At 66.6% G+C, this 26915-nt stretch carries 23 protein-coding genes and 1 tRNA gene; 11 read left to right on the top strand and 13 right to left on the bottom strand.

What is annotated here, in order from left to right; genetic code table 11:
* Window positions 1–199: 199 nt before the first annotated feature.
* The 3 genes from cpdR to AC1REK_RS13915 all read left to right on the top strand — a co-directional run bounded on the left by cpdR (window position 200) and on the right by AC1REK_RS13915 (window position 1238).
* On the top strand, window positions 200–559 hold the full coding sequence (cpdR, locus tag AC1REK_RS13905; protein WP_038363805.1) for a cell cycle two-component system response regulator CpdR: 360 nt from the start codon (window positions 200–202) through the stop codon (window positions 557–559).
* A gap of 136 nt (window positions 560–695) precedes the next feature.
* A tRNA-Val gene (locus tag AC1REK_RS13910) sits at window positions 696–770 on the top strand.
* A 216-nt stretch (window positions 771–986) separates the two neighbouring features.
* On the top strand, window positions 987–1238 hold the full coding sequence (locus AC1REK_RS13915) for a hypothetical protein (RefSeq protein ID WP_316018491.1): 252 nt from the start codon (window positions 987–989) through the stop codon (window positions 1236–1238).
* Between the two features lie 109 nt (window positions 1239–1347).
* Here the strand turns inward: AC1REK_RS13915 and maiA are convergent, their stop codons facing one another.
* The 5 genes from maiA to AC1REK_RS13940 form a co-directional block, all read right to left on the bottom strand.
* Window positions 1348–1980 (bottom strand): maleylacetoacetate isomerase, encoded by a 633-nt coding sequence (gene maiA / locus AC1REK_RS13920; RefSeq protein WP_492270769.1) that lies wholly within the window; start codon window positions 1978–1980, stop codon window positions 1348–1350.
* A gap of 119 nt (window positions 1981–2099) precedes the next feature.
* Complete coding sequence (locus AC1REK_RS13925) at window positions 2100–2630, bottom strand: acyloxyacyl hydrolase (protein WP_492270725.1); 531 nt, start codon at window positions 2628–2630, stop codon at window positions 2100–2102.
* A 168-nt stretch (window positions 2631–2798) separates the two neighbouring features.
* Window positions 2799–2987, bottom strand: coding sequence for a twin transmembrane helix small protein (locus tag AC1REK_RS13930; RefSeq protein ID WP_066477090.1), 189 nt, complete (start codon window positions 2985–2987; stop codon window positions 2799–2801).
* Window positions 2988–3098: 111 nt separating this feature from the next.
* Window positions 3099–4439, bottom strand: a complete 1341-nt coding sequence (gene aptA / locus AC1REK_RS13935) for an omega-aminotransferase AptA (protein ID WP_492270724.1) — start codon at window positions 4437–4439, stop codon at window positions 3099–3101.
* Window positions 4440–4663: 224 nt separating this feature from the next.
* Window positions 4664–5545 (bottom strand): GntR family transcriptional regulator, encoded by an 882-nt coding sequence (locus tag AC1REK_RS13940; protein WP_492270723.1) that lies wholly within the window; start codon window positions 5543–5545, stop codon window positions 4664–4666.
* Window positions 5546–5627: 82 nt separating this feature from the next.
* Here AC1REK_RS13940 and AC1REK_RS13945 point away from each other — a divergent pair, with 82 nt between their 5' ends.
* Together AC1REK_RS13945 and AC1REK_RS13950 are read left to right on the top strand one after the other, a co-directional pair.
* Window positions 5628–6770: a C45 family autoproteolytic acyltransferase/hydrolase gene (locus AC1REK_RS13945; protein WP_492270722.1), complete on the top strand. Its 1143-nt coding sequence runs from the start codon at window positions 5628–5630 to the stop codon at window positions 6768–6770.
* Between the two features lie 76 nt (window positions 6771–6846).
* The gene (locus AC1REK_RS13950) at window positions 6847–8400 is read left to right on the top strand and encodes an ABC transporter substrate-binding protein (protein ID WP_492270721.1); all 1554 of its coding nucleotides are present in this window, start codon (window positions 6847–6849) and stop codon (window positions 8398–8400) included.
* Between the two features lie 163 nt (window positions 8401–8563).
* On the opposite strand, the gene AC1REK_RS13955 is transcribed toward AC1REK_RS13950, so the two are convergent.
* Window positions 8564–9214, bottom strand: a complete 651-nt coding sequence (locus AC1REK_RS13955; RefSeq protein ID WP_492270720.1) for a GntR family transcriptional regulator — start codon at window positions 9212–9214, stop codon at window positions 8564–8566.
* Between the two features lie 206 nt (window positions 9215–9420).
* Between AC1REK_RS13955 and AC1REK_RS13960 the strand changes: the two genes are divergently transcribed.
* The 6 genes from AC1REK_RS13960 to ggt all read left to right on the top strand — a co-directional run bounded on the left by AC1REK_RS13960 (window position 9421) and on the right by ggt (window position 17159).
* The gene (locus AC1REK_RS13960; RefSeq protein ID WP_492270719.1) at window positions 9421–10305 is read left to right on the top strand and encodes an alpha/beta hydrolase family protein; all 885 of its coding nucleotides are present in this window, start codon (window positions 9421–9423) and stop codon (window positions 10303–10305) included.
* Between the two features lie 61 nt (window positions 10306–10366).
* Window positions 10367–11911: an ABC transporter substrate-binding protein gene (locus tag AC1REK_RS13965; RefSeq protein WP_492270718.1), complete on the top strand. Its 1545-nt coding sequence runs from the start codon at window positions 10367–10369 to the stop codon at window positions 11909–11911.
* A gap of 37 nt (window positions 11912–11948) precedes the next feature.
* Window positions 11949–12893, top strand: coding sequence for an ABC transporter permease (locus AC1REK_RS13970; protein ID WP_492270717.1), 945 nt, complete (start codon window positions 11949–11951; stop codon window positions 12891–12893).
* Window positions 12890–13708, top strand: coding sequence for an ABC transporter permease (locus AC1REK_RS13975; RefSeq protein ID WP_492270716.1), 819 nt, complete (start codon window positions 12890–12892; stop codon window positions 13706–13708). Before AC1REK_RS13970 ends, AC1REK_RS13975 begins: the two co-directional genes overlap by 4 nt.
* On the top strand, window positions 13705–15414 hold the full coding sequence (locus AC1REK_RS13980) for an ABC transporter ATP-binding protein (RefSeq protein ID WP_492270715.1): 1710 nt from the start codon (window positions 13705–13707) through the stop codon (window positions 15412–15414). The genes AC1REK_RS13975 and AC1REK_RS13980 overlap by 4 nt, the downstream gene beginning before the upstream one ends.
* A gap of 131 nt (window positions 15415–15545) precedes the next feature.
* Window positions 15546–17159, top strand: a complete 1614-nt coding sequence (gene ggt / locus AC1REK_RS13985) for a gamma-glutamyltransferase (protein WP_492270714.1) — start codon at window positions 15546–15548, stop codon at window positions 17157–17159.
* Between the two features lie 109 nt (window positions 17160–17268).
* On the opposite strand, the gene AC1REK_RS13990 is transcribed toward ggt, so the two are convergent.
* Genes AC1REK_RS13990 through AC1REK_RS14020 form a run of 7 tightly spaced genes read right to left on the bottom strand, consistent with a single transcriptional unit; the run spans window position 17269 to window position 26601 of the window.
* Entirely contained in the window at window positions 17269–18552 is a 1284-nt protein-coding gene (locus AC1REK_RS13990) for a glycosyltransferase family protein (protein ID WP_492270713.1), read from the bottom strand.
* Entirely contained in the window at window positions 18527–19423 is an 897-nt protein-coding gene (locus AC1REK_RS13995) for a polysaccharide deacetylase family protein (RefSeq protein ID WP_492270712.1), read from the bottom strand. Before AC1REK_RS13995 ends, AC1REK_RS13990 begins: the two co-directional genes overlap by 26 nt.
* Window positions 19420–20568 carry a glycosyltransferase family 4 protein gene (locus AC1REK_RS14000; protein WP_492270711.1) on the bottom strand — a complete coding sequence of 383 codons (1149 nt, stop codon included), beginning with the start codon at window positions 20566–20568 and terminating at the stop codon, window positions 19420–19422. Before AC1REK_RS14000 ends, AC1REK_RS13995 begins: the two co-directional genes overlap by 4 nt.
* A gap of 28 nt (window positions 20569–20596) precedes the next feature.
* Window positions 20597–21778: an ABC transporter permease gene (locus AC1REK_RS14005; protein WP_492270710.1), complete on the bottom strand. Its 1182-nt coding sequence runs from the start codon at window positions 21776–21778 to the stop codon at window positions 20597–20599.
* On the bottom strand, window positions 21775–22773 hold the full coding sequence (locus tag AC1REK_RS14010) for an ABC transporter permease (RefSeq protein ID WP_492270768.1): 999 nt from the start codon (window positions 22771–22773) through the stop codon (window positions 21775–21777). The genes AC1REK_RS14005 and AC1REK_RS14010 overlap by 4 nt, the downstream gene beginning before the upstream one ends.
* 7 nt (window positions 22774–22780) lie before the next feature.
* Complete coding sequence (locus AC1REK_RS14015; protein WP_492270709.1) at window positions 22781–24718, bottom strand: ABC transporter substrate-binding protein; 1938 nt, start codon at window positions 24716–24718, stop codon at window positions 22781–22783.
* The gene (locus tag AC1REK_RS14020) at window positions 24718–26601 is read right to left on the bottom strand and encodes an ABC transporter ATP-binding protein (protein ID WP_492270708.1); all 1884 of its coding nucleotides are present in this window, start codon (window positions 26599–26601) and stop codon (window positions 24718–24720) included. Before AC1REK_RS14020 ends, AC1REK_RS14015 begins: the two co-directional genes overlap by 1 nt.
* Window positions 26602–26915: the final 314 nt, after the last annotated feature.

Raw genomic sequence — 26915 nt, forward strand, 5'->3', positions numbered from 1 at the left:
TAATGGGCGCAAATGGAAGCGCATGGTCCCGGAGGGCGCAGGCGGGTGCTAGAGGCGCTGCGCAGGCCGGGGGCGGCGGCGGCCGGGGCGGCGGGACGGCCGGCCTGGTTTCAATGAATGACGAGGCGAGCGAATCGGGTGCGGCTCCAGTCCGTGCCGGGCGCGCGTCAGCGCAACGAGACGGACGATTGCAGGCGCCATGACGAAGATTCTCCTCGCCGAAGACGACAACGATATGCGCCGCTTCCTGGTCAAGGCTCTGCAGAACGCAGGCTATGACGTCGCCTCGTTCGACAATGGGCTCTCGGCCTATAACCGGCTGCGCGAGGAGCCGTTCGAGCTCCTGCTGACCGATATCGTGATGCCCGAAATGGACGGCATCGAGCTGGCGCGGCGCGCCACGGAACTCGATCCCGACATCAAGGTGATGTTCATCACCGGTTTTGCGGCTGTGGCGCTCAACCCGGATTCGCAGACGCCGAAGGACGCCAAGGTTCTCTCCAAGCCGTTCCATCTGCGCGAGCTGGTGAACGAGGTCGAGAAGCTGCTCGCCGCCTGATCAACAGGCCAATGTGCGTTTCGTTGGAAGAAGCCGACGAAGCGCCTTGCAAGGCGGCTTGCGACTCGCTATAGCCGCCTCACTCGCAACGACGTCGCCCCCGGGCTGGTGTCGTTCCTGGAGCCTTCGGGCGAAAGGGCGCGTAGCTCAGCGGGAGAGCACTACGTTGACATCGTAGGGGTCACAGGTTCGATCCCTGTCGCGCCCACCATTTTCCTCCTTGTTCCGCAAGGAGCCGCGGCCACCCTCCGGGGTGGCCGTTTTGCTTTCAGCCTGTGCATCTCGGCAGTGAGGGGCTGCATCGCAGCTGATCGATTGCAATCGCGGTAAAAGGCAGGGAAAATGCAGCTGGCGCCGGAGTGCTGTCGCGGAATGGCCGTTTTCCGGGCCTATTCCGTGCGAATTCCGGCCGGGACGGAGAGCCGCCATGCAAGCGAAGTTGTGTGTTGCAGTGATTCTCGTCGCGGCGCTCGGCGGCTGCGTGACGCCGGCCGAGCAGCGTGCAGCCGATGAGGGGCGCTGTCGGTCCTATGGCTTCCGGCAAGGCACCGACCCGTTCGCCAATTGCCTGATGGCGGTCGATCTCGACCGTTCGGCGTCGCAGCGCGCCCGGCTCGAATCCAGCTTCTACGGCCCGGGCTTCTATGGGCCGGGCTGGTATCCCTACCGGCGCTGGTGAAGCCCAGGGCGCAGCGCCGGGAAGCTTCCGTTCGTGTGAACTCAGGGAGCGGCTTTCCCAAAGCCAGGGGCTGCCTGACCGTTTTGTCGTGAGGTCACGCTGAAATTCGTCACTCCGCGTCGGCCTGCTTCTCGGGCGCGGCGTCGCGGAAGGCCGGCAGGGCGAGCGCTGCGGCCTCGGCCTCGAGCAGGCGCGGGAACTGCGCGACATCGACCTTGAAGCGCCTGGCATTGCCGAGCTGCGGCACCAGGCAGATATCGGCGAGGCTCGGTGCCTGCTCGAAGCAGAACGGCCCAGGATTTTTCGCAGCGACCCGCTCGCAGGCCGAGAGCCCGTCGACATTGACCGCTGCGGCCCAAGCCAGGACCACGTCGCTGCCATGGCCGAGTTCGCGCAGCCGGTTGAGCACCTTGAGGTTCTGCACCGGGTGGGTGTCGCAGGCGATGATCTGGGCGAAGGCGCGCACCCGCGCGCGCTGAAAGGGGTCTGACGGCAGGAGCGGCGGTTCTGGATGCGTCTCGTCGAGCCATTCGATGATGGCGAGCGACTGCGGCAGCACGCTGCCATCATCGCGCTCGAGCACCGGCACCAGCCCTTGCGGGTTGAGCGCAAGATAATCCGGCGCGCGCTGCTCGCCATTGCGCAGATGATGCGAGACGTGGGTGACGGGAAGGCCCTTGAGGTTCAGCGCGATGCGCACGCGCCAGGCCGCCGAGCTACGAAAATAGCCGTGCAGTTTCATCCTCGCCTCGCTTGTCGTCGCCGGTTGCTCCGGCGTTCCGTTCTCGGCCATTCCGGCTTCGATTGACAGGCGGGCTCAGCGCTTTTCCAGCGGGAGGCGAATCTGCACCGATCGGGTAGTCAGAAGGTGTAGCCGAGCCGGGCGCCGAAATTCGACGGGCCGCGCGGGGCGCCGGTGCCGGCGGCGAGGTTGTCGGAGCAGTTCGAGGCGCTGAAATGCTCCATCGTCGCGATCAGGCTCCAGCGATCGTTCAGACGGTAGCCGAGTGCGGCGGCGCCGCGCGCGCCAGTGTTGCAGCCGAGGTTCAGCCGGTTCTCCGGCACGACGCCCGCGGTCTTGCCGTTGTTCACGGCCGCGCCGAGGCTGGCTTCGACGAAGAACGCCTGCGAGATGTCGACTGTCCAGGTCGCCCCGGCATAGGCGTATTGGGTGCCATTGAGGTTGAGGCTCGAGCCGAGATGGAAGCGCGGCACGAAGGCATTCGCGATGCGGTCGCTGAGGGTGGCGATGCGCGGGGTCAGCAACTCGCCGCCGAAATTCAGAAGGCCGCTTTCGCGCCCGCCCGGATTGGCGGCTCCGGCGCCGAAACGGGCCTCCCATGAGGCGGAGGGCGATTGGTCGGCGGGCGCATAGCCCAGTGCGCGGGACACGCTGCTTTCGCCCTGCGCCAGGGCCGGCGCGGCAAGAAGGGAGAAGGCAACAGCTATCGACGCGACGCGGACCATGAGGGGCGGTGTTCTCTTAATCGGATCGTAAGATAGTGAAACGCAGAGAGTGGTGGCCGCAATGTGACGGCAGGCGGTTATCCAAATCCGGCCTCAGCCGCTGCGCCACCATGCCACGCCCAGGATCACCAGGATCGCGATGAACTGCAGCACGACGCGCAGTCGCATCAGCTTCTGCGAGGTGCCGGCGCTGCCGCCGCGCAGCATGTTGATCAGGCCAAGCAAAAGCACGACGGCGACGGCGCCGACCGCGATTGGCGTAAGAGCGGACGAGAAGGTCATCGTCAGGGTTTAGTCCCGTGCGCGGCACTTTTCCAGCCGGGACTTGGCGGCGAAGCGCCACAGTTCACCGATAGCGTCGCTGCAGGATCAAACTGGCTGCGATGGCTGAGCCTAGGCGATCCGCTCCAATGCCACTTCGATGGCGGCGAAGATCGTCTCGATCTCTTCGGGGGCGATGACCAGCGGCGGCGACAGCACCAGCGTGTCGCCGGCATTGCGGATCAGCACGCCGACATCGAGGCAGCGCTTGCCGGCCTCTGCCCCTCTCACGCCCTCGGCGCCCGGACGGGGCGCGAGATCGATCGCGCAGAGCAGGCCGGCGGTGCGGATGTCGACGACATGGGCCGCGTCCTTCAGCCGATACGCCCGCTCCTCCCAGAGCGGCAGTACCTTGGCGAGGCTACCTAGGATGTCCTGCTCGGCGAAGACATCGAGCGTCGCGAGGCCGGCGGCGCAGGCGAGGGGATGGGCCGAATAGGTATAGCCGTGGAGGAGCTCGATCGCCTCGGGTGGGCCGGCCATGAAGGCCTCGTAGACGTGGCCGGCGACAAGGACGCCGCCCATCGGCACCGCGCCATTGGTCATGCCTTTGGCGCAGCTCATCAGATCCGGCCTGACGCCATAGGCCTGCGCCGCGAAGGGCGCCCCGAGCCGGCCGAAGCCGGTGATGACCTCGTCGAAGATCAAGAGGATGCCGTGCCTGTCGCAGATCGCGCGCAGGCGTTCGAGATAGCCCTTCGGCGGCGGATAGACCCCGCCGGAACCGGTCACCGGCTCGACGATTACGGCCGCGACCGTCGCCGGGTCGTGGACCTGCAGCAGGGTTTCCAGTGCCTCGGCCGCGGCGAGCCCGCCTTCGGGTCGGCCGCGGGAGAAGGCCATGCTGGCGCGGTCATAGGGCAGCGGCAGATGCGCGACATCGGGCAGCAGCGGCCCGAATGCAGCCTTGTGGCGGCCGATGCCGGAGACCGAGAGCCCGCCCCAGCCCATGCCGTGATAGCCCTTGGCCCGGCCGATCAGCTTGATGCGCGAGGCCTGGCCGCGCGCCTGATGGTAGGCGCGGGCGATCTTCAGGGCGGTGTCGACCGCCTCCGAGCCTGAATTGACGAAGAAGACATGCTCGATCCCCTCCGGCGCGAAGTCGGCGAGCCGCGCCGCATAGGCCTGCGCATCGGGATGGCTCATCTTGAAGGAGGAGACGAAATCGAGCCGGCCGGCCGCTTCGCGGATCGCCTCGGTGATCTTCGCCTGGCCGTGGCCGGCATTGACGCACCAGAGCCCGGCCATGCCGTCGAGTACGCGCCGCCCGTCCGGTGTGATGTAGTGCATGCCCTCCGCGCGCTCGAACAGCAGCGGCGCCTGCCGGAAAGCGCGCATTGGCGTGAACGGCATCCAGAACGCGTCGGGAGCGTTGTCGCGGCGGCTTTCGGCGGCGAATGCATGCGCGGTCATCGGCGGGTCCTCGCTATGGATCGCCGCATGATGTCTTTCTTAAATCAAAAAGACAATAGCGAGAGTGCCTGAATAGCGCGGCCGGCGCTTTGATCCCTTCTGCCCTCATCCTGAGGAGCGCTCCGCCGGAGCGCGTCTCAAAGGATGCTCCGGGAGGCTCCGGAATCAGCTGGAGCATCCTTCGAGACGCAAGCTGCGCTTGCTCCTCAGGATGAGGGCTCGGATCAGTCCAGCCCGTCCGGGCGGCGTAACTGCATGGCGCGCTGGAGATGGCTGCGCATCAGGGCGCTGGTGAGCTGTAGATCGCCGGCCTCGATCGTCGCGAGCATCTGCAGGTGCTCGCGGCTGTTCACCACGACGCGCTCATAGCCATAGGTCCAGTCGTAATTGGAAAGCCTGCGCATCTGGTTCTGCCGGCGGATGGCGGAATGGATGAAGCGGTTGCCCGAGGCTGCCGCCAGCCCCTCGTGGAAATCGGCGTTCATCTCGTAGAAGCCGATCGCCGAGCTCTCCTTCCAGGGCTGCGACAGCGTCAGCTCGTGCCGGGTCCGCATCTCGTCGATCCAGCTCTGCTCCAGCGCAAAGCCGGGCTCCAGGAAGACCATCGGCTCGATCAGCAGGCGGAAGCGGTAGCGCTCGTCATGGGCCGACTGGTCGCGCGCCTCATGCAGGAAACGCCAGCCATAACCGCGCTTGCGCTCGACCATGTCGAGATCGGCTAGCCGCGTCATCAGGCGCTGCACCTCGGGCCGCCCGAGCTCGTAGCGCCGCATCAGCTCCAGCTCGGAGATCTCGTCGGGCAGGCGTCCGCCATGGCGGTCCTGCGCGACCTTGACCATGAGGAGCTCGGTCTCGTCGGCGGTCGCTCCTGCGTCGGCCGGCCCCTCGGGAGCGCTGAGCAGCTCGACGCCCTTGTTCGGATGCCGTCGCACCAGCCCCTGCCGGGCGAGATGGTCGATGGCCGCGCGCACCGGCGTGCGCGAGACGTTGAGGCGGCGCGCCGCGCTGTTCTCGTTGAGCCAGGCGCCGGCTTCGAGCCCATCCTCTCGGACCATGCGGAGGATCCGCTCGGCGATCTCCTGCTGCAATCGTGTCGGCGTCGTCATCGAAAGGCTCTTGATTGTCTTATTTCGAAATGAAATACATTATGGATTGACGCAGCACCAGAGAGAATGCGGAGTTCCCGCCATGGTCGAGCCCTTTCCCTTCGTCGATGTCTCCGGCACGCCCTATGAGCGCGGCCGCCAGCATGGTGCGGCGGTGCCGAAGCGCGTCAAGCGCTCGATCGAGCTCTATGGCGGCCAGCTCGGCGATCTCGGCTATGACGCTGCCGCCAAGTCTCGCCTGATCGGCGAATTCGCCCGCGAGATCGAGGCTTTCGGCGCGCACTACATCGAAGAGATGCGCGGCATTGCCGACGGCGCCGGCGTTGCGCTCGAAGACGTCATCATGATCAATGCCCGCACCGAGGTGATCGCCAAGGCGAAGCTCGAGAAGAGCAAGCCGGTCGGGGCGGAGGAAGAGCTCGACGACGGCTGCACCGGCGCGATCATCCTGCCCGAGCGCAGCGCCACGGGCGAACTGATCCACGGACAGAACTGGGACTGGAAGGCCGAATGCGCGGAAACGGCGATCGTGCTGCGCGTGCGCCGCGATGACGGGCCGGATTTCCTGACCTTCGTCGAGGCGGGTGGCCTCGCTCGCTGCGGCATGAACGCGGCCGGCATCTCGATCACCGCCAACTATCTCGAAAGCGAGCGCGACTTCACGCAGGTCGGCGTGCCGCTCGCCCTGATCCGCCGCAAGGTGCTCGAGCAGGAGCATTTCGCCTTCGCGATCAAGGCGGTCGCGACGACGCCGAAGGCCTGCTCGAACAACATGATGCTCTCGACTGTGGCCGGCTTCGGCATCGACTTCGAATGCGCTCCCGACGCCGCCTTCCCGCTCTACCCCGAGGACGGGCTGATCGTGCACGCCAATCACTGGGTCGGTCAGGTCGCGCTCACCAAGATCACCGATACCGGCATCCCGCGGGTGCCCGAGAGCTTCTACCGCGACTGGCGCGTCAGGAAGCTGCTGAACGAGGCCGGCCGCGCGCTGACGGTCGACGATCTGAAGGCAGCCTTCTTCGACGATTTCCTGACGCCGCATTCGGTCTGCCGGCCGCCGCGCCCGAACGACGCCGGCAATCTCTCGGCGACCGTCTCGATGGTGATCATGCAGCCGGCCAAAGGCACGATGGAGGTCGCGCCGCTGCCGGCATTGAACCGAGTCTTCACGCGCTACAGCCTCACCGACGAGCCGGTGACGCTGGCGCAGGCCGCCGAATAGGACGGTCGAACGGATCAGGCGCGCAAGGCCGAAGAGGGCGGCCCGCGCCGGCGGAAGAACAACAGGAGGTACGAAAATGGCTCTGAGACCGATCACGGCCGCCTATGCGACCCTGGCCATTATCCTGGCCGGCCCGGCGCTGGCGGCACCGACGATCAAGGTGCACCTCAACGCCGATATCCGCAGCATCAATCCGGGCGTCAATCGCGACGACAACACCGACGCAGTCGTCCTGCATGTCGTCGAAGGCCTCGTCGCCTATGGCGAGGATTCGGCGGTGAAACCGCTGCTCGCCGAGAAGGTCGAGGTCTCGCCGGACGGCAAGGGCTACACTTTCACCCTGCGCAAAGGCGTGAAGTTCCACAACGGCGCCGATCTCACTTCGGCCGATGTGGTCTGGAGCTGGAACCGCTACATGGACCCGAAGACCGACTGGCGCTGCCTGTCGGAATTCGACGGCCGCGGCCGCGCCAAGGTCGAGGCAGTGACGGCGCCCGATCCGGCGACCGTCGTCTTCAAGCTCGACCAGCCGAGCTCGCTCTTCCTCGCCAACATCGCCCGCACCGACTGCGCGATGACCGCGATCCTGCACAAGGATTCGCTCAAGGCCGATGGCTCCTTCGACAGGCCGATCGGCACCGGCCCCTACAAATTCACCGAATGGAAGCGCGGCGAGTTCATCCGCCTTGCCCGCAACGAGGCCTATGCCAGCCTGCCGGGCGCCCCGGACGGCTATACCGGCGGCAAGCGACCGCTCGTCGACGAAGTCCGCTTCATGGTGATTCCGGACGGCGCGACCGCCAAGGCGGCGTTGCTGCGCGGCGACATCGACATCGTACCCGATGTCGCCAATGCCGAGGTCAAGGAACTCAGGAAGGACCAGCGCATCGGGCTCTCGATCACCCAGAACATGGGCCTTGTCGGCATCCTCCTGCAGACGCGCGACCCGCTGCTCGGCAACGTCAAACTGCGCCAGGCGATCGCGGCGGCGCTCGACACCGAGGAACTGGTCGCCCAGGTCACCGACGGGCTCGGCAAGCGCAACAACTCGATCGTGCCGGCGATGTCGTCCTATTACGGCGCGGTCCAGGCCAAGGGCTACAAGCACGACCTCGCGGCCGCCAAGAAGCTGCTCCAGGAAGCCGGCTACAAGGGCGAGCCCTTGGTGATGCTGGCGAACAAGCGCTACCCGCAGAGCTTCGACGCTGCCGTGGTCTCGCAGCAGATGCTGCAGGCCGCCGGCATCAACGTCCAGATCGAAGTGCTCGAATGGGCGACGCAGCTCGACCGCTATTCCAAGGGCAATTACCAGCTTCAGGCCTTCCCCTATTCGGCGAGGCTCGACCCGGCCCTCTCCTTCGAATCCGTGACCGGTCCGAAGGCGACGCAGCCGCGCAAGGTCTGGGACAATCCCGAAGCGCAGGCCTTGCTCGACAAGTCGATGGTCGTCTCGGACAAGGCCGAGCGCCAGAAGCTGTTCGACGAGCTGCACCAGCGCTTCATCGCCGAAGTGCCGATGGTGATGCTCTACAACGGCATCGACGCCGGCGCCTATGGCAAGCGGGTCAAGGGCTACAAATCCTCGATCCTGTCGAAGCCGCGGCTCTGGGAAGTGACGGTCGCCGAGTAACAAGGCGGTCGTATTTGCTCTTGAGCCCTCATCCTGAGGAGCCGCGTCCGCGGCGTCTCGAAGGATGCTCGAGGAGGCTCCCGAACCAACTGGAGCATCCTTCGAGACGCAGCCTATGGCTGCTCCTCAGGGTGAGGGTTCACATGGGTCGGTCATAGCATCGCTAGGCCGCGCCGTTGACCTCGATCAGGTCCTTGATGATGTGGTTGGCGGTGAGCGTGGCCAGGCGCTCGCCGTCTCCGGCGCGGAGCGCCGCGACCATGGCGTGGTGGTCGGCATCGCTGGCGAGCAGGGCCTGATGCGAGGCCCAGACCGTGACCGCCGAGCCGCGCGAACGGTCGCGCAGGCTCCAGATCGTCTCGACCAGCACCGGATTGCCGCAATGGACATAGATCAGGCTATGGAAGGCGCGGTTGATCTCGCTCTGCTCGACGCGCGTGCCGCTCTGCACCGCCCGGCTGAACTCGTGGGCGAGTCCATCGAGCCGGGCGAGCGCCTCGTCATCCAGCTTGCCGATGACAAGGCGGCAGGCGGCGCTCTCCAGGATGATGCGGGTGTCGCGGATCGCGCGGTAGGTGGCGAGATCGACCTCGACGACACGGTAGCCGCGATTGGGCACGTGCTCGATCGTCTTGCGCACGGCGAGCTCGTCGAGCGCGGTGCGGACATCGAAGCGCGTCGCCTGGAACGCCTCCTCCAGATCGATCTGCCGCAGCCATTCGCCCGGGCGATAGGCGCGGATATGAATTGCCTTGGCGATCTCGTTGGCGAGTTCGCCCTTGGCGCGCTGGCGGGTTCTTGGACGGCTGGCCATGAGGGGTCTCTAGAGCAGTTTCAGCAGAGCTGTGAAGCAGTTTTTGCGTCAAGAATCATGAAAAACAAAGACTTAGGGCGCGGCAGCGATGCTCGCGAGCTGGCTCGCCTGCCTTGGGCACAGGGCCTGCCGAATCCAGCTTGCAGGTCCTCTCATATCATGCGACAAAATTGGCGCCAATCTTGCAGCCAATCAGGAAACGCCGCATGACCGCTCCCGCTGCAAAGCCCGCCAAGCAGGACGACGCGGCGGCGATCGCCCGCGCGCTATACGATCTCGGCCCGACGCCGGTCGTCGCCTGCAAGGCCGATCCGCGCTTCAGCTATTGCCTCTATGTGCCGAAGACCCTCGGCAAGGGCGGGCAGGCGCCCGAGCTCGTCGTCACCATGCACGGCACCGGCCGCGGCTTCACCGGCTATCGCGACGCCTTCGAAGCCTTCGGCCGCTGGAACAACTGCATCATCCTCGCCCCGCTCTTCCCGATCGGCGTGATGGGCGACGGCAACCGCAACGGCTTCAAATACATGGCCGAGGGCGGGGTCAGATACGACCAGATCCTGCTCGCCATGGTCGAGGAAGTCGCCCAGCATTACGGCCTGTGCTTCGATCGCTTCGCCCTGTTCGGCTATTCCGGCGGCGGCCATTTCGCTCATCGCTTCCTGATGCTGCAGCCGAACCGGCTCTGGGCCGCCTCGATCGGCGCGCCGGGCTCGGTGACGCTGCTCGACCCGACGCGCGACTGGTGGGTCGGCACCCGCAACATGGCCGAGCTCTTCGGCTCCGCCCCCGATGTCGAGGCGATCCGCAAGGTCGCGGTGCAGATGATCGTCGGCGCCGCCGATCTCGAGACCTGGGAGATCACCCACAAGCCCGGTGACCGCAGCTGGATGCCGGATGCGAACCATGCCGGCGCGAACCGCCCGGAGCGGCTCGACAGCTTGCGCCGCAATTTCGAGGAGCACGGCATCGAGGTGCGTTTCGACCTCGTGCCGAACATGCCGCATGACGGGCTGAAAGCCGTCTCGCGGGTCGAGGACTTTTTCGCCGACGTGCTCGCCAAGCGCCGATCCGGCGCGGCCAGGGCCGCCTGAACCCGGCGATCGCACGCGCAACGACAAACCAAGACAACAAGACAAAGAGGGGAAATTGCCGATGAACCGACTGCTCGCCTCCGCTTTCGCCTTGCTCGCGCTCGCCAGCCCCGCCGCTGCCCAATCCATCACGGTCGCGGTCGCCGCCGACATCCGCAGCAACAATCCGGGCGTCAATCGCGACGACAACACCGACGATTTCGCGCTGCAGCTGGTCGAGGGCCTCGTCGGCTACAATGAGGGCGGCGTCGCGACGCCGCTGCTCGCCGAGAAGGTCGACCTCTCCGCCGACGGCAAGACCTACACCTTCACGCTGCGCCAGGGCGTCAAGTTCCACAACGGCGCCGAGCTCTCGTCGGCCGACGTGCTGTGGAGCTGGAACCGCTACATGGATCCGAAGACCGATTGGCGCTGCACCTCGGAATTCGATGGCCGCTCGGGCCTGAAGGTCGAGGAGGCGACGGCGCCGGATCCGCGCACCTTCGTCATGAAGATCGACAAGCCGAACGCGCTCTTCCTGGACACGCTCGCGCGCACCGACTGCGCGATGACCGCGATCCTGCATAAGGACTCCGTCAAGGCCGACGGGTCCTGGGACAAGCCGATCGGCACCGGTCCCTACAAGTTCGGCGAGTGGAAGCGCGGCGAGTATTTCACCATGACCGCCTTCGAGGGCTACAAGTCGCCGAAGGACGGCGGCAAGGCCGACGGCTATGTCGGCTCCAAGCGCCCGCTGCTCAAGGACGTCAAGTTCCTGATCGTCAAGGACCCGGCGACGGTGAAGGCCGGCCTCATCTCCGGCGCGCTCGATCTCGCCGAGATTCTGCCGAGCGACGCGGCCGAGCTGAAGAAGAACCCCAAGCTCTCGGTCGCGGCCGAGCCCAATGCTGTCCGTCACGTCTTCCTGATCCAGGTCAAGGACGCGGTGATGGGCAACCAGAAGCTGCGTCAGGCGATCGCCGCCGCGCTCGATATGGATGAGATCGTCGCCGCCTTCTACAACGACCTCGGCAAGCCCAACACCTCGCCGATCTATTCCGGCTCGAGCTATTTCGGCGAGGTCGAGAAGAAGGGGCTGAGCTTCGACCCGGCCCGCGCCAAGAAGCTGCTGCAGGAGGCCGGCTACAAGGGCGAGAAGATCGTGATCCTCGCCAACAAGCGCCCGATCGTGCCGAGCTTCCCGGCGGCGGTGGTGGCCCAGCAGATGCTGCAGGCCGTCGGCGTCAATGCCGAGATCGAGGTGCTGGACTGGGCGACCCAGCTCGATCGCTACAACAAGGGCAACTACCAGATGCAGTCCTTCTCCTTCTCGGCCCGCTTCGACCCCGCCATCGCCTTCGAGCAGTTCTCGGGGCCGAAGGACAAGCAGCCGCGCAAGGTCTGGGACAATCCGGAGGCGCAGAAGCAGATCGACAAGCTGTTCGTCACCTCCGACCGGGCCGAGCGCCAGACGATCGTCGACGAACTGCACAAGCGCGTCATCGACGAAGTCCCGATGATCTTCGCCTTCAACGGCCTCGACATCATCGCTCATGCCAAGCGCATCCAGGGCTTCAAGCCATGGCAGTCGAAGCTGCGCATGTGGGAAGTGACGCTGGCGAACTGACACAGCCGGACATCACCAAGCACCGGGGAGGAAACCGATGCTGCGCTTCGCGCTGACGCGCATCCTGATGTCCGTACCGACACTGCTGATCGTGTCGGTTTCGGTCTTCGGTCTGATCCGTCTGATTCCGGGGGATCCGGCCTCGCTGATGCTGGGGGACCTGGCGACCCCGGCCTCTATCGCCGACCTGCAGGCGCGGCTCGGTCTCGACCAGAGCCTGCCGGTCCAGTTCGGTATCTGGTTCGGCAACCTGCTCAAGGGTGATCTCGGCCAGTCGATTTCGTCGCAGCAGGCGGTGCTGCCGCTGATCCTGTCGCGCTTCTGGATCTCGGCGCAGATCGTGCTGGTCGCAGTCGCGCTCGCCAGCCTCGTCGCTGTGCCGGCCGGCGTCCTCGCCGCCTGGAAGCAGGATTCCTCGCTCGACCTCAGCCTCGTCGCCGTTGCGACGCTCTTGCTCTCGATCCCGACCTTCTGGCTCGGCCTGCTCTTGCTGCTGTTCTTCGGCCTCAAGCTCGAATGGCTGCCAGTGGTTGGTTACGTCTCGATCGCCGAGAACCCCGTCGCCGGCATCCTTTACCTGATCATGCCGATCATGACGCTGTTCCTGCACGAGATCGGCGTGATCCTGCGCATGGCCCGCGCCTCGACGCTGGAAGTGCTCCGGCTCGACTACATCACCCATGCGAGAGCCAAGGGCCTGACCGAAAGCGCGGTGCTCTGGAACCACGCCTTCAAGAACGCCTTCGGCCCGACCTGGACGCTGATCGGCCTCGTGCTCGGCAACCTGCTCGGCGGCATCGCAGTCGTCGAGACGGTCTTCACCATCCCAGGCCTCGGTCGTCTGCTGGTCGATTCGATCTTCGCCCGCGACTATCCGGTGATCCAGGGCTGCATGCTCTTCGTCGCCTTCACCTATGTGCTGGTCAATCTCGTGATCGACCTTTGCTACCCGATCTTCGATCCGAGGGTGAGCGCGCAATGAAGCTTCCCGCCCCCAACGCCCTGGTCGGCGGCACGCTGATCGGCTTCCTCGGCATCGTCGCCGCGATCAGTTCGGTCTGGACGCCTTTCGACCCGCTCAAGCTCTCCTTCCGCGCCAAGCTCGCCGCGCCCTCCGCGATGCACTGGCTCGGCACCGACGAGTTCGGCCGCGACGTGCTCTCGCGGTTGATGGCGGGCGCCGCCACCTCGGTCTGGATCAGCCTTTTGACGGTGGCGTTGGCGGTCTCCCTCGGCACGATCATCGGCCTGTTCTCGGGCTATGTCCGCGGCTGGGTCGACCGCACCATCATGGCCTTCAACGACGCGCTGCTCGCTTTCCCGGGCATCCTGCTGGCGCTCGGCCTGCTCGCCGTGGTCGGCGCCAACAAATACGGCATCATCCTGGCGCTCGGCATCGCTTATGCGCCCTCGGTCGCTCGCATCGTGCGCGGCACGGTGCTGTCGCTGCGCGAACGCGAGTTCATCTCGGCCTCGCGGGTGATGGGCAATTCCGAGGGCTTCACCATGGCCCGCCACATCCTGCCGAACTGCATCGCGCCGCTGACCGTGCTGGCGACCTCGATGTTCGGCTGGGTCCTCCTGGCTGAGAGCTCGCTCTCCTTCCTCGGTCTCGGCGTGCCGCCGCCGGCGCCAACCTGGGGCAACATGCTGGCGGGCTCGCGGCCTTACATCGGCCAGGCCGTCTGGCTCGGCATTTTCCCAGGCCTCTGCATTTCGCTGACCCTGCTCGGCATCAATCTGCTCGGCGACGCCCTGCGCGACAAGCTCGACCCGCGGATGAGGGGTGCGCGATGACCAACGTGTTTTCGAGCGAGGTGGGCACCGTTTCGCGGCAGGAAAACGTGACACGCAAGAGCATCAAGCCATTGCTGGAAGTCGACGGCCTTACCCTCAGGATCGGCTCATCCGGCCGCACCGTCGTCAACGATGTCAGCTTCTCCGTTTCGCCCGGCGAGATCGTCGGTATCGTCGGCGAATCCGGCTCCGGCAAGACGCTGGCGGCGCGGGCGGTGATGGGTTTCATCCCGCCGGCCGTACGGCTGATCTCCGGCTCGATCCGCTTCGACGGCGAGGAGGTCACGACCATGGCGCCAAAGCGCCTGCGCGCCATGCGCGGCTCCCGTGTCGGCATGGTCTTCCAGGAGCCGATGACCTCGCTCAACCCGTCCATGCTGATCGGACGCCAGCTCGAAGAGGGCCTGGCGCTGCATCGCAAGCTCGACGCCGCCGGCCGGCGCGAGCTCATCCTCGACATGCTCAGGCGCGTCGGCATCCGCGATCCCGAAGGCGCCTTCAACGCCTATCCGCACCAGTATTCCGGCGGCATGCGCCAGCGCATCATGCTGGCCTCGGTGATGCTGCTGAAGCCGGCGCTGCTCCTCGCCGACGAGCCGACCACGGCGCTCGACGCCGTCGTCCAGCGCGATGTCATGGAGCTGATGGTCGATCTGACCCAGGCCAACAACACCGCCGTGCTCTTGATCTCGCATGATCTTGGCATGGTCGCGCGCTATTGCAGCCGCATCGTCGTGATGTGCCAGGGCGACGTCGTCGAGCAGGGCAAGAGCGAAGACATCCTCGCCCGGCCGCAGCATCCCTACACCCGCAAGCTCCTGGCCGCGATGCCGCATCGTGAGCCAGCGCGTAGGTTACCCGACGCAACGACCCCGCTGGTTTCGGTCAACGATCTGGTCGTCGACTATGGCGGCCGCCAGGGCTTCTTCCGCAAGGAACAGGGCAAGCGGGCCCTGCACGGGATCAGCCTCTCGGTGAAGCCCGGCGAGGTCGTCTCCGTCGTCGGCGGCTCCGGCTCGGGCAAGACCACGCTCGGCCATGCCATCGCCGGCCTGATCAAGCCGAGCGGCGGCGAGATCCGCTTCAACGGCAAGCCGATTGACAGGAGCGACGCGGCCTTTTGGGACTACCGGCTGAACTGTCAGATGGTCTTCCAGGACCCCTATTCCTCGCTCGACCCGCGGATGACGATCGGCGCGCTCGTGGCTGAGCCCTTGCGGCTGGTGAACGGCATGGGCTCGGCCGAGAAGAAGGCGCGCCTGCAGGAGGTGCTGAGCGAGGTCGGCCTCGGCGACGGCTTTGCCGAGCGCTACCCGCACGAGCTCTCCGGCGGCCAGCGTCAGCGCGTCGCTATCGCCCGCGCCATCATCCGCCGGCCGAGCTTCGTCATCGCCGACGAGCCGGTTTCGGCCCTCGACGTCACCGTGCGGGCGCAGGTGCTGGAGCTTTTCGCGGAACTGCAGAAGAAGCACGGCTTCTCCTGCCTGTTTATCAGCCATGATCTCGGCGTGGTCGAGCAGGTCTCCGACCGGGTCGTCGTCATGCAGGACGGCCGCATCGTCGAGGAAGGCAGCCGCGACCAGATCTTCGATGCACCCAAGCACGACTACACCAGAAAGCTCCTCTCGGCCGTTCCCGGGCTGGAGAGCACTGAGGATGGCGGCGTCCGGCTCTTCTGGAGATTGAGCGAGCCGGAACCGGTATGACCAAAGCCGTCATGCTCGGCCTCGTGCCGAGTATCCACGTCTTGAACACGCCCTCGAGCAGCAAAGACGCGGATGGTCGGGACAAGCCCGACCATGACGGGACGTGCAATGCGAACTGAAGAGCCTTCGCCATGAAGAACGGAATGATCGTCGCCCCGCAGCCGGAAGCGGTCGAGGCCGGCGCGGCCGTGCTGGAGCGCGGCGGCAATGCGATCGACGCGGCGATCGCCTGCGCCTTCATGCAAGGCGTGGTCGATCCGCTGATGTCCGGCATTGGCGGCTTCGGTTCGATGCAGCTCTACATGCCCGGCAAGGGCGTCCATGAGATCGTCGAGTTCTATGCCCGCGCCTCCTATTCCGCGAAGCCCGACATGTGGCAGGACAGACTGCGCGGCCAGTCGCGCGACGGCTTCGCCTTCCTGCTCGAAGGCGGCATCAACGAGTTCGGCCATCTCGCCGTCTGCACGCCCGGCAGCGTCAAGGGCTATGACTATGTGCTGTCGCGCTTCGGCACGATGGACTGGGCCGACGTCATGGCGCCGGCGATCCGGCAGGCGCGCGAGGGCGTGCTGGTGCGCCCGCACATGCACTGGTTCTGGACGCAGGATCAGAGCGGCTCCGGCCAGGTCAACACATCCGACAAGCTGCGCTACAGCAAGACCGGCAAGACGCTCTATTTCCGTCCCGATGGCAGCGCGAAGCGCCCCGGCGACATCATCGTCAACACCGACATGGCCAACACGCTGGAGCGGCTCGCCAAGGGCGGCGCCGACCTGTTCTACCATGGCGAGCTCGCCGAGGAGATCGCCGCCGACTTCGCAGCACGCGGAGGGCTGATCTCGCGCGAGGACCTCGCCCGCTACGAGCTTTCCGTCGCCGAGCCGATCTGGGGCTCCTATCGCGGCCACCGCATCTCGACCTCGCCGCCGCCAGCGAGCGGCATGTCGATGCTGCAGATCCTGCACATGCTGGAGTCCTTCGATATCGGATCGCTCACGCATGGCGGTACCGAGCATGTCCGCCTGCTGGCCGAAGCGATGAAGCGGATGACCATCGACAAGGACCAGTTCATGGGCGACCCAGCCTATGTCGACGTCCCAGTCGAGCGCCTGATCTCGAAGGAGCACGCGGCCGAGCAGGCTGAGAGCATCCGCCGCGGCGAGCGCGCCGACGTCAAGCGCCTGGAGCGCTCATCCTCGCGCGAGACCACCCATGTCACCGTGGTCGACCGGCACGGCAATGCGGTGGCGCTGACCCATACGCTCGGCAGCCCGTCCGGCGCCATCACCGAGGGGCTCGGCTTCATCTACAACGGCACGATGAGCCGCTTCGATCCGCGCCCCGGCCGCGCCGGCTCGATCGCGCCCGGCAAGCGCCGCTCGTCCTCGGCCGCGCCGACCATCGTCTTCAAGGGCGAAAAGCCCTTCATCGTCATGGGCGCGCCGGGCGGCAGCTATATCGCCCCGGCCATGGCGCAAGGCATCAGCAACGTCATCGACTTCGAGATGTCGATGCTGGAGGCGGTGGCGGCGCCCCGCGTGATGGGCGTCTCGAATTCCATCGACATCAGCAACCGCATCCGCCGCAGCGTCGAAGCCGAGCTCAAGGCGCAGGGCTATGACGTCAAGCGCTCGGCCCAGAGCTATCCCTTCGCCGCCCTCCACGGCGTCAAGATCGAGGACGGGCGCGCGACCGGCGGCGCCGACCCGCAGCGCGACGGCATGGCGATCTCGGTGCCGGCGTAAGCCGGCCGAAGCTGGATCGTTCTCCGGACGGCTCGAAGCGTTGAGGATAGCCCAGAGCTGCTGCTGCCGCGTCAGCCTGATGGCGCCGGCCGTGGCCGCGCTCACCTGCTCAGCCGGCGGCCATCGCGTTCTGCGTCAGCGCGCGCCTGCGGACAGGGCTCGAAAGCTCGTCGGCGAGCGCGCGGCTGATCGCCGGCAAGCCTTCGAGCAGGTCCGGTAGATAGGCCTGCGATGGTGGCAGGCGCTTCGGCAGCGCGTGCAGGGCCTTGGCCATCTGCATCGGGTCGCGCGGACCGTCGCCGTTCTGCACCGGGTCGTGCAGCACGTCGATCAGGCGCAGGCTGTCGGCGCGCTCGGCGCGGATCGCCTGTTCCCGTCGCGGCTTGACCCGCGGCACGATCAGCGCCGGCTTGTCGAAGGAGAGGATCTCGCAAAACGTATTGTAGCCGCCCATGGCGACGACGCAGTGCGCGCGGTTCATCAGCAGTTCGAGACGTGGCTCGAAGCCGATGCTCTCCAGCTTCGGCAAGCGGCCGATGCGGTCGGTGAATTCCTTGCGCTTCTCGCGCGACATGAAGGGGCCGAAGACTATCAGCGCCGGCAGTTCGATCGTCGGATCGGCCTCATAGGCGGAGATCACCCAGTCGATCACGCCGGCGCCGTCGCCGCCGCCGCCCGGTGTCACCAGAATGAACGGCCCTTTGGTGATGCGCGGATGCCGGTTCGGCGGCATGGGCGAGGGTACGGCCCGCTTGAGGTAGCCGGTATAGCGCACCTTGTCGGCGAAAAGGTGCTGGTTCGGCAGGCCGAGCAGCGGGTTGTAGACGCTCTCCAGCCCGTAGACGAAGATGTCGTCATAGACATGGGCGAGGGCGTCGACCGCGCCGCTCAGGCGCCATTCCTCGTTCAGCTTGCAGGGCTCGTCGAGCACGTCGCGCAGGCCGAGGACGATGCGCGCGCCGCGCCGGCGCAGGATCTCCAGCGAGGGCGCGAGCTCGCCACGCAGGCCGAGCGGCTCCTTGTCGACGATCACCACATCGGGGTCGAAGGAGAGCACGACCTGCTTGATGATCTCGGTGCGCAGACGGATCGTGTCGCCGAGGTCGAGATTGAGGTGATGCGGGAAGTAGCGGCCATCGCTCTGCTTCTCGATGCCGGGAATGCGGACATAGTCGACGCCGTCGCCGAACTGGAAGCTCGAGATCACCGACGAGCCGGAGACGATGATCACCGATATATGAGGGTAGCTCGCGACCAGCGAATTGGCGATCGCGCGGCAGCGGCGGATATGGCCGAGTCCGAAGGTGTCGTGGCTGTAGATCAGAACGCGCGGCGCATGGGGACCGGCGGGCGGGCGACGCGTCCCGCTATCGTCGATGAGGCTGAGGGACATCCCGCGTCGCGTCCTCTGCTGGAGGGTCAGACGGCCTCCTGGGGACGGAGAACGCACCGATACTGCCGGCGACCATAGCGCTGCCGGAGGCGTGCTCCAAGTCCACCGGCAGCGCAAAAAGCGCCGGCGGCCGCACAAAATCGATAGCGGCATGGCCGCCGATCCGGACCAGCAGATTCTCGAGAAAGGCCCAGGTCGTCGCGTCATGGTCGCGATGGTGAAGCAGCAGGCCGAATTGGGCCCCACCCTCGGTCTGCGTGCGGCGTTGGACGAGCAGAGCGAGCATTTCGGCGAGCAGGTCCTCGGCGCTGCGGCCGACGCGGCCGCCATGCCAGTCGATCAGGTCGAGATCGCTGTTGACCAGCACCGGACCGCCCGGAGCGCCGAGGCTGAACTTGCGGAAGCAGGACAGGCCGGCGAGCCCGATTTCGGGCAGGGCCGCAGCGATGCCGGGATCGATCCGGTTCCAGGGCGGCACGAAGATGGGCAGGGCGCGGGCGCCGAACAGCTCGCGCAGACGCTGCCAGCCCTGCGCGATGTCGGCGAGCACTACCGTCGTTGGCCGATGGCTGCCGACCTCGGCCTTTTTCTGAGGCGCCGGCGCGTGGTTGTCGTGCCGGATGCCGTGCTGGCAGGGGAAGAGCAGCGGCGCGTTTTCGAGCCGCCGGGCCAGTGCTTCCTTGGCGAGGAGCGGGATGGTCGCCAGCAGCACGGGCGCGCCGAAGCGTTCGGTGAGTGCGGCGAGCCGGTCGAGCTGGACACTCGGGGCGACGGCATCGTCGTCGCGCAGCCAGAATGCGATGCGTCGGCCGGCGAGTGCCCAGGCGTCGAGCTCGGCGAGAAGGTCGGGCCAATCCGCGCGCGCGCTCATCGGCTTGCTCCGCAATGGCGGGAGCGGTGGCGCTGCAGCGCGGTTTCCAGGGCGGCGCCAAGTATGGCGCAGGCCGCCTCGCCATTGCGCTCCTGCCGGGCGAAAATCTTGGCGGCGGCGCCGAGGCGTTCGCGCAAGGCGGGCTGGTCGATCAGGGTCGCGATCGTATCGGCCAGGACGGCTTCGTCATGATCCGCGGCGAGAAGGCCGGTCCGGCCGGGCTCGACCACCGCCGGCACGCCGCCGCTATGGAGCGCCGCGACCGGCAGGCCGGCGGCCTGAGCCTCCAGATAGACCAGGCCATAGGCCTCGTTGAGCCCGGGCCAGACGAAGAGATCATGAGCGGCAAGCTCGGCCCTCGTCTCGGCATTGCCGATCCGGCCGAGCCAGCGCAGGCGCTCCGGCGAAAAGCCGGCGAAGGCGGCCTCGACGGCGGCGCGTTGGGCACCGTCGCCGATCAGGGTCAGCGTCCAGGGCTTGTCGACGATCCCGGCGAGGGTCCGGGCCAGGGCGAAATAGCTGTTCTCCTTGGTCCCCTTGCGCATCATCGCGACGACGATGAGGCGAACCGGCTCGCCTGCTGGCCGCACAACGCCGCTCCGGACCGGCCGCTCGCCATCCGCGAGCAGGAAGGGCGGCAGGTCCATGAGCGGGACGTCTTCCGGGAGCAGCTTGGCGAGGCCTTGGCGATCGCGCGCCGTCATGCACAGCTGCAGATCGGCCAGCAGGATCGCGTCACGGGCCAGCGCTGCCGCCGTCGCCCAGGGGCCTTCGAAGCGCTTGGGGGCGTCGCTGGCTTCGGCGAGGAGATAGGGCAGGGCGAAGCGCTCGACCAAAGCGGGGCCGATCAGGTCCGGGGCGCGATAGTGGCAATGATAGGTGAAGAACAGGTCGGGCCGGGCGGCCGGATCCTGCCAGCTTCGCGCAAGCCGCTTGATGACCTCCCGCGCCGCCACCTGATGGGCGGCGAGCTCGGCCTCGTTAGGCTCGCGCATGAAGCTGCGCTCGGCCGGCACGATCTCGACGCGATGGCCGAGGCGCTCGAGCAGCGCGACCAGCTGCCGGGCCATGCGCCGGTCGCCGGAGAGGGCACCGTCGCCGTACCGGTTCAGCGGTGTGTGGAAGGCGATCTTCAAGGCAGGCATTTGAAGGCAGTCCGGCCGAGGCACGCGCTCAGCGATAGGGATCGGCCGCGTCGCGCAGGCCGTCGCCGAGGAAATTGAAGGCGAGGATGATCAGGATGACCGGCACGCATGGAAAGAGCAGCCAGGGATAGAGCGCCACCACGTTGATGTTCTGGGCCTCGTTGAGCAGCACGCCCCAGCTGGTGATCGGCGGCCTGAGGCCGAGGCCGAGGAAGGAGAGCGCGGTCTCGCCGAGAATGGTCTTCGGCACGGTGATCGTCGCGGCGGCGATCAGATGGCTCATGAAGCCGGGGACGAGATGCAGGCCGATGATGCGGGCGGGCTTGGCGCCCATCAGCTGGGCCGCGACGACATAGTCCTCCTCGCGCAGCGAGAGCAGCTTTGAGCGCACGGCGCGCGCCAGCCCGGTCCAGTCCATCAGGCCGAGGATCAGGGTGATGCCGAAATAGACCAGGAGCGGACTCCAGGAGGCCGGCATGATCGCGCTCAGCGCCAGCCAGAGCGGGATATGCGGCAGCGACTGCACGATCTCGATCAGGCGCTGGACGAAGAGATCGACCTTGCCGCCGTAATAGCCGGCAATGCCGCCGATGATGACGCCGAGCACGAAGGAGACCATGACGCCGAGCAGGCCGATGGTCAGCGAGATGCGCCCGCCATAGAGGATGCGCGAGAACATGTCGCGGCCGAGCCGGTCGGTGCCGAGCAGGAAGAGCGTGCCGCCCTCCGGCGGGCAGAACAGGTGCAGATTGCCAGGCACCAGTCCCCAGAAATAATAGCCGTCGCCGCGACAGAAGAAGCGGATCTGCTGGGGCCGCGATGTGTCGACGTCGTATTCGCGCTTCAGGTTCTCCATGTTGAGGCGCTGGGTATAGGGATAGACGAAGGGGCCGAGGAAGGTGCCCTCGTGGAAGAGGTGCACGCGCTGCGGCGGAGCCCGGATGAAGTCGGTATCGCGGGTGGTGTAGTGATAAGGCGCAAGGAACTCGCAGATCACGATCGAGGCGTACATCACGAGGATGACGACGCCGGAGATCACCGCGAGCTTGTGGCGGCGGAACTTCCACCACATCAGCTGCAATTGCGAGGCGAGATAGACGCGCTCCTGCTCCGGCGACATCTTCTCGACGGCGTAGGGCTCGAACGGCGCGGTCGACCAGCGATGCGGCAGCGCGGCGGGCTCGGAGGCGGGGGGCGGCGATGTGGTCACTTGGTCGCCGTTCCCTGCAGGCGGATGCGTGGGTCGAGGATCGCGAGCGCGATGTCGGAGATCAGCACGCCGATCACCGTCAGGAAAGACAGGAACATCAGGAACGAGCCGGCGAGATACATGTCCTGGCTCTGCAGCGCCCGGATCAGCAGTGGCCCCGTGGTCTGCAGCGAGAGCACGATCGCGACGATCTCGGCGCCGGAGACGATCGAGGGCAGGATGTCGCCGATATCGGAGATGAAGAAGTTCAGCGACATGCGCAGGGGGTATTTGCGCAGCGCCTTGCCCGGCGGCAAGCCCTTGGCGCGGGCGGTGACGTAGTACTGCTTCTGGAGTTCGTCGAGCAGGTTGGCGCGCACCGAGCGGATCATCCCGGCTGTGCCGCCGGCGCCGATGATGATCACGGGTATCCAGAGATGCTCCAGCACCGATCTAAACTTGGCCCAGCTCATCGGCTGGTTGAGATATTGCGGGTCGACGAGCCCCCCGATCGATGTGCCGAACCAGACATTGGCGAAGTAGAGGAAGATCAGCGCCAGCAGAAAGTGCGGCACGGCAAGGCCGATCAGGCCGATGAAGGAGAGCCCGTAGTCGCCCCAGCTGTACTGGTGCGTCGCCGAATAGATGCCGATCGGGAAGGCGACCACCCAGGTGAAGATGATGGTGAAGAACGACACCACCATGGTCAGGAACAGGCGGTCGCCAACGATGTCGCGCACCGGCAGCTGGTATTCGAAGGAGTAGCCCATGTCGCCGCGCAGCAGGCCGGCGACCCACCAGAAATAGCGCTCCAGCGGCGGCTTATCGAAGCCGTACTCCTTCTTCAGGAACTCGACGCGGCTCATGTCCGCCTTCTCGCCCTGGGCCTGCATCTCGGCGACCATGGTCTCGAAATAGTCGCCCTCAGGCAGGTTGATCACCGTGAAGATCAGGGCGCTGGTGATCAGCAGCGTCGGGATCATCACCAGGATGCGCTTGAAGATGTAGTTCAGCAGCACGGTCTCACGGCTCCCGCTTTGCTGCCGGCGCGTCGGCAAACCAGAAGGTGTCCGGCAGCGAGCGACCGAAGAAGGCTCCGGGCTCGAAGCTGTAAAGAGCTTTTTCCGGGATGTTGCGCAGGTTCCTGGAGACCACGACGGGTTGGAGCGTGGCGTTGACCACGCCGATCGAGAAGAGCTGCTCGGCGTTGATCCTGAGCATCCTCTGCCAAATCACCTTCCGCTCCTCATGCGTCGCCGACTGGCGCCAGGCGATGTAGAGCTGGACCAGCTCATTGGCCGCCTGCAGATCGGGCGCCTCGCCCTCCCGCCCGCCGGATTCGTAGTACTGGCCCCAGCGCGGCCAGTTGAACTGGCTCGACGAGGTTGGCGCCAGCGCGTCCGGCTCCATCTCGGCTGCCACCAGCGCATTGTCCATGCCGGTCCAGACCGACATCACCGTCTGCCCGGCGATGATGCGGCGGCGGAAGACGTCGAGCTGCGAGGAGCGCGGGTGCATCTTCAGGCCGATGGCCCGGAAATCCTCCTTCAGCAGATCGAGGATGTCGGTCTCCTCGGTCGAGGCGCCGGCGGTCTCGATCGTGAACTCCAGGCGCCTGCCATCGGGAAACAGCCTGATGCCCTCCAGATCGCGCTTGCCGAGCCCGATCTCGTCGAGCAGGCGGTTGGCCTCGGCGACATCGTGCTTCATCCACATATCGGCGAGATCGCGGTCATGCAGCGGGCTCTCCGGCAACGCGGTGTTGCCGCTCTCCTTGGCGAGGCCGAAGAAGATGACGCGGTTGACGTCCTTGCGGTTGATCGAGAGCGAGAGCGCGCGGCGCCAGCGCAGATCGTGATTGAGCGCGCGCCAGGCGGGATCGACGGCGTTGAAGTTCGGCATCAGGGCGAAATAGGCGCCTTCTGCGCGCTTCCACAACCTGACGTCGAAGTTCATCCGCTTCGAGGCTTCCTTGAGGAAGGTGTAGTTGTCGAAGCGCAGATAGCGCGCCTGCAGGTCGCTCTCGCCAGCTGCGGTCTTGGCCGGGATCAGCGAGGCGGTGCCGATCGTCATCGTCACCGCGTCGATATAGGGCAGCTGGCGTCCGTTCTCGTCGACGCGGTGAAAGAAGGGATTGCGGGCGAAGACGAACTGCTCGGCCGGGATCGGCGTGGTGTTGCGCCAGGGGTCGAGCGTCGGCAGGTCGGGATTCTCCGGCCGGTACTGGCGGGAGAACCGCTCGTGCAGCGCGCCCCAGTCCTTGACGCGGATCTCGCGCACCTTCTGCGCCAGCGCTTCCTTGTCGGCATAGCGATGGTGAAACTGCCGTAGGTAATGGGCGGGCATCGCGATGTAGAGCGGCTGCGCTCCGGCCAGCGCCGGCAGGAAGACCGGGTTCGGCTTCGACCAGGAATAGCGCACGGTCAGCGGGTCGAGGACCTCGAAGGTCGCCTTCTCCTCGGCGATGACCATGGCCTGCGGCGGCCCGCCCGGCGAGAGCCGCTTGTTGTTGGCGACATCCTCCCACCAGTAGCGAAAATCCTCGGCCGTGAACGGGTGCCCGTCTGACCAGCGATGGCCGGCCCGCAGCCGCAGGGTGAAGACCCGGCCGCGCTCGACCTCGATGGCCTCGAGCAGGTCGGGCACGAGCTCGAGCTTGTCGTCGTAGACGACCAGCCGGGTGTAGCCGTAGATCGTCATCATGCGGATGTCGCGCTGGTCGCCCATCAGCACGCGCAGCGTGCCGCCGTGCCGGCCGGGCTCGCGCCCCATCGCGCCGACATCGATGACCCGCGGATTTGCCGGCAGGCGCTGTTCGATCGGCGGCAGTTTCCCGGCCGCGACCTGCGCGGCGAGGGCGGGGCTGTCGATGAAGCCCTCGGCCTGGGCGGAGCCGGCGAACGGGAGGTTCTGCGCCGCCAGCGCGGCGAGCATCAGGAGGGTTTCGCGCCGGGTGGTCATCACGCCAGCTCCCTGACGTCTGCGCCCTGGCGGGCGAGCACGAGATGGCCGGAGCCGAGATCGAGATGGGCGAGCCGCTCGCCATCGTCCTCCGGCCTGAAGCAGGCGGGCCAGTGGCGCATGTCGGAGGCGCCGCCGGGCGCCGCCAGCTTAAAGTCGAGCTTGCGGTCGAGATCTGCGAAGGGCACCGATTTCAGCAGGGCCTTGGTGTAGGGGTGCACCGGCGCGGTGAACAGGATGTGGCGCGGCGCGAGCTCGACGATGCGGCCATTGGCCATCACCGCGATCCGGTCGGCCATGTAGTTCACCACGGCGAGATTGTGCGAGATGAACAGGAAGGTCAGCCCGCGCTCGGCCTGCAGGTCCTTGAGCAGGTTGAGGACCTGGGCCTGGACCGAGACGTCGAGCGCCGAGACCGGCTCGTCGCAGATGATCAGCTCGGGATCGAGGGCGAGCGCCCGGGCGATGCCGATGCGCTGGCGCTGCCCGCCGGAGAAAGAGTGCGGGTAGCGGTTGAGAAAGCGCGCGTCGAGCCCGACATCCTCCATCAGTGCCTTGACCCGCGCCTTCTGCTCGGCGCCTTCGCCGCGGTCATGAATGGCGAGCGGCTCGCGCAGGATGTTCATGACGGTCATCCGCGGCGAGAGCGAGGAGACCGGGTCCTGGAAGATCATCTGGATCCGCGTGCGGAAGTTGCGCAGCTCCTCGCCCTTCAGGCCGAGCACGTCGATGCGCCGGCTGCCGTCGTCGAACCAGACCTCGCCCGAATCCGCGGTGACCGCGCGCATGATCAACTTGCTGACCGTGGTCTTGCCGCAGCCGCTCTCGCCGACGAGGCCGAGGCACTCGCCGCGCCTGATGTCGAAGCTGACATCGTCGACCGCCAGCACGGTCGATTTCGTGGACTTGCCGAAGAAGCGGCTCGAGCCCGTGGTGTAGGTCTTGCGCAGATGGCGCACCGCCAGCAGCGGTTCTTCCTGCGCACCGGCGCGGCGCGGCGGCTCCTGCTTCGGCGCTGCCGGGGCGCGCGGGCGCGCCTCCCGCAGCGCCACCAGCCGCTCGCCCTCCTGCATGTCGAAATGCGGCGAGGCGTTGAGCAGCGCCTTGAGATAGGGGTGCTGCGGGCGGCGGAAGATGTCCTCGGCGGTGCCGCTTTCCATGATCTCGCCATGGTAGATCACCACGACCTCGTCGGCCATGTTGGCGACGACGCCGAGATCATGGGTGATCAGCAGGATCGCCATGCCCATCTCGGCCTGAAGCTCACGCATCAGGTCGAGCACCTGGGCCTGGATGGTGACGTCGAGCGCGGTCGTCGGCTCGTCGGCGATCAGCAGGGCCGGCTCGCAGATCAGGGCCATGGCGAGCATGGCGCGCTGGCGCAGGCCGCCCGAGAGCTCGAACGGGTAGAAACTATAGGCGCGCACCGGGTCCTTGAAGCCGACGCGCTTCAGCATCGCGGTGATCAGCTCGCGGGCCTGCGGCTTCGGCATCGGCCGGTGCAGGAGCAGGGCCTCCTCGATCTGGTTGCCGATGGTGTGGACCGGCGAGAGCGAGGACATCGGCTCCTGGAAGATCATGCCGATCCGCCCGCCGCGCAGCTCCCGGATCTCCTTGCCCTCGGACGGCAACGAGGCGATGTCGATCGGCGCAACCGGGGCCTCCGGATCGCGGAACAGGATCTCGCCGCCGGTGACGCCGCCCGCCCGCGGCAGAAGTCCCATGATCGCCTGCGAGATCACCGATTTGCCGGAGCCGGATTCGCCGACGAGAGCCACCGTCTTGCCGGCGGGAATCCGGAAGGAAACGCCCTTCACGACATCGCGAGCGAGGCCGTGGACGGTGAAGCCGATGCGCAGGTCGTTGATCTCGAGAATGTTCATGAGCGGCGAACGCCGTATCCCCTATTTGGTTGCCGAGCCGTGTACCCGGCCATGCGGGCGCCGCAGACGCCACTCCGACGATGCAGTGCATGCGTTGCCGGCGTCCGAACCCGCCTCGTTACGCCTGCGGGACATTCTTCCGCTTCGATGACGTCCGCGCAACGTCGCTCTTGCGCAAGGTCACCGTGACCAACTATCCCGACGTGCGGGCCGGGGCTTCCGCAGCGACCGAACTTGAAATACCGGTGCTTGTCGAGTCCCGACGCCGGGCGGGCGCGCATTGCGCGGCGGCGGGAACTGCCCACATATGGGGC

The organism is Allobosea sp. GW823-FHT02B03 (assembly GCF_058797755.1).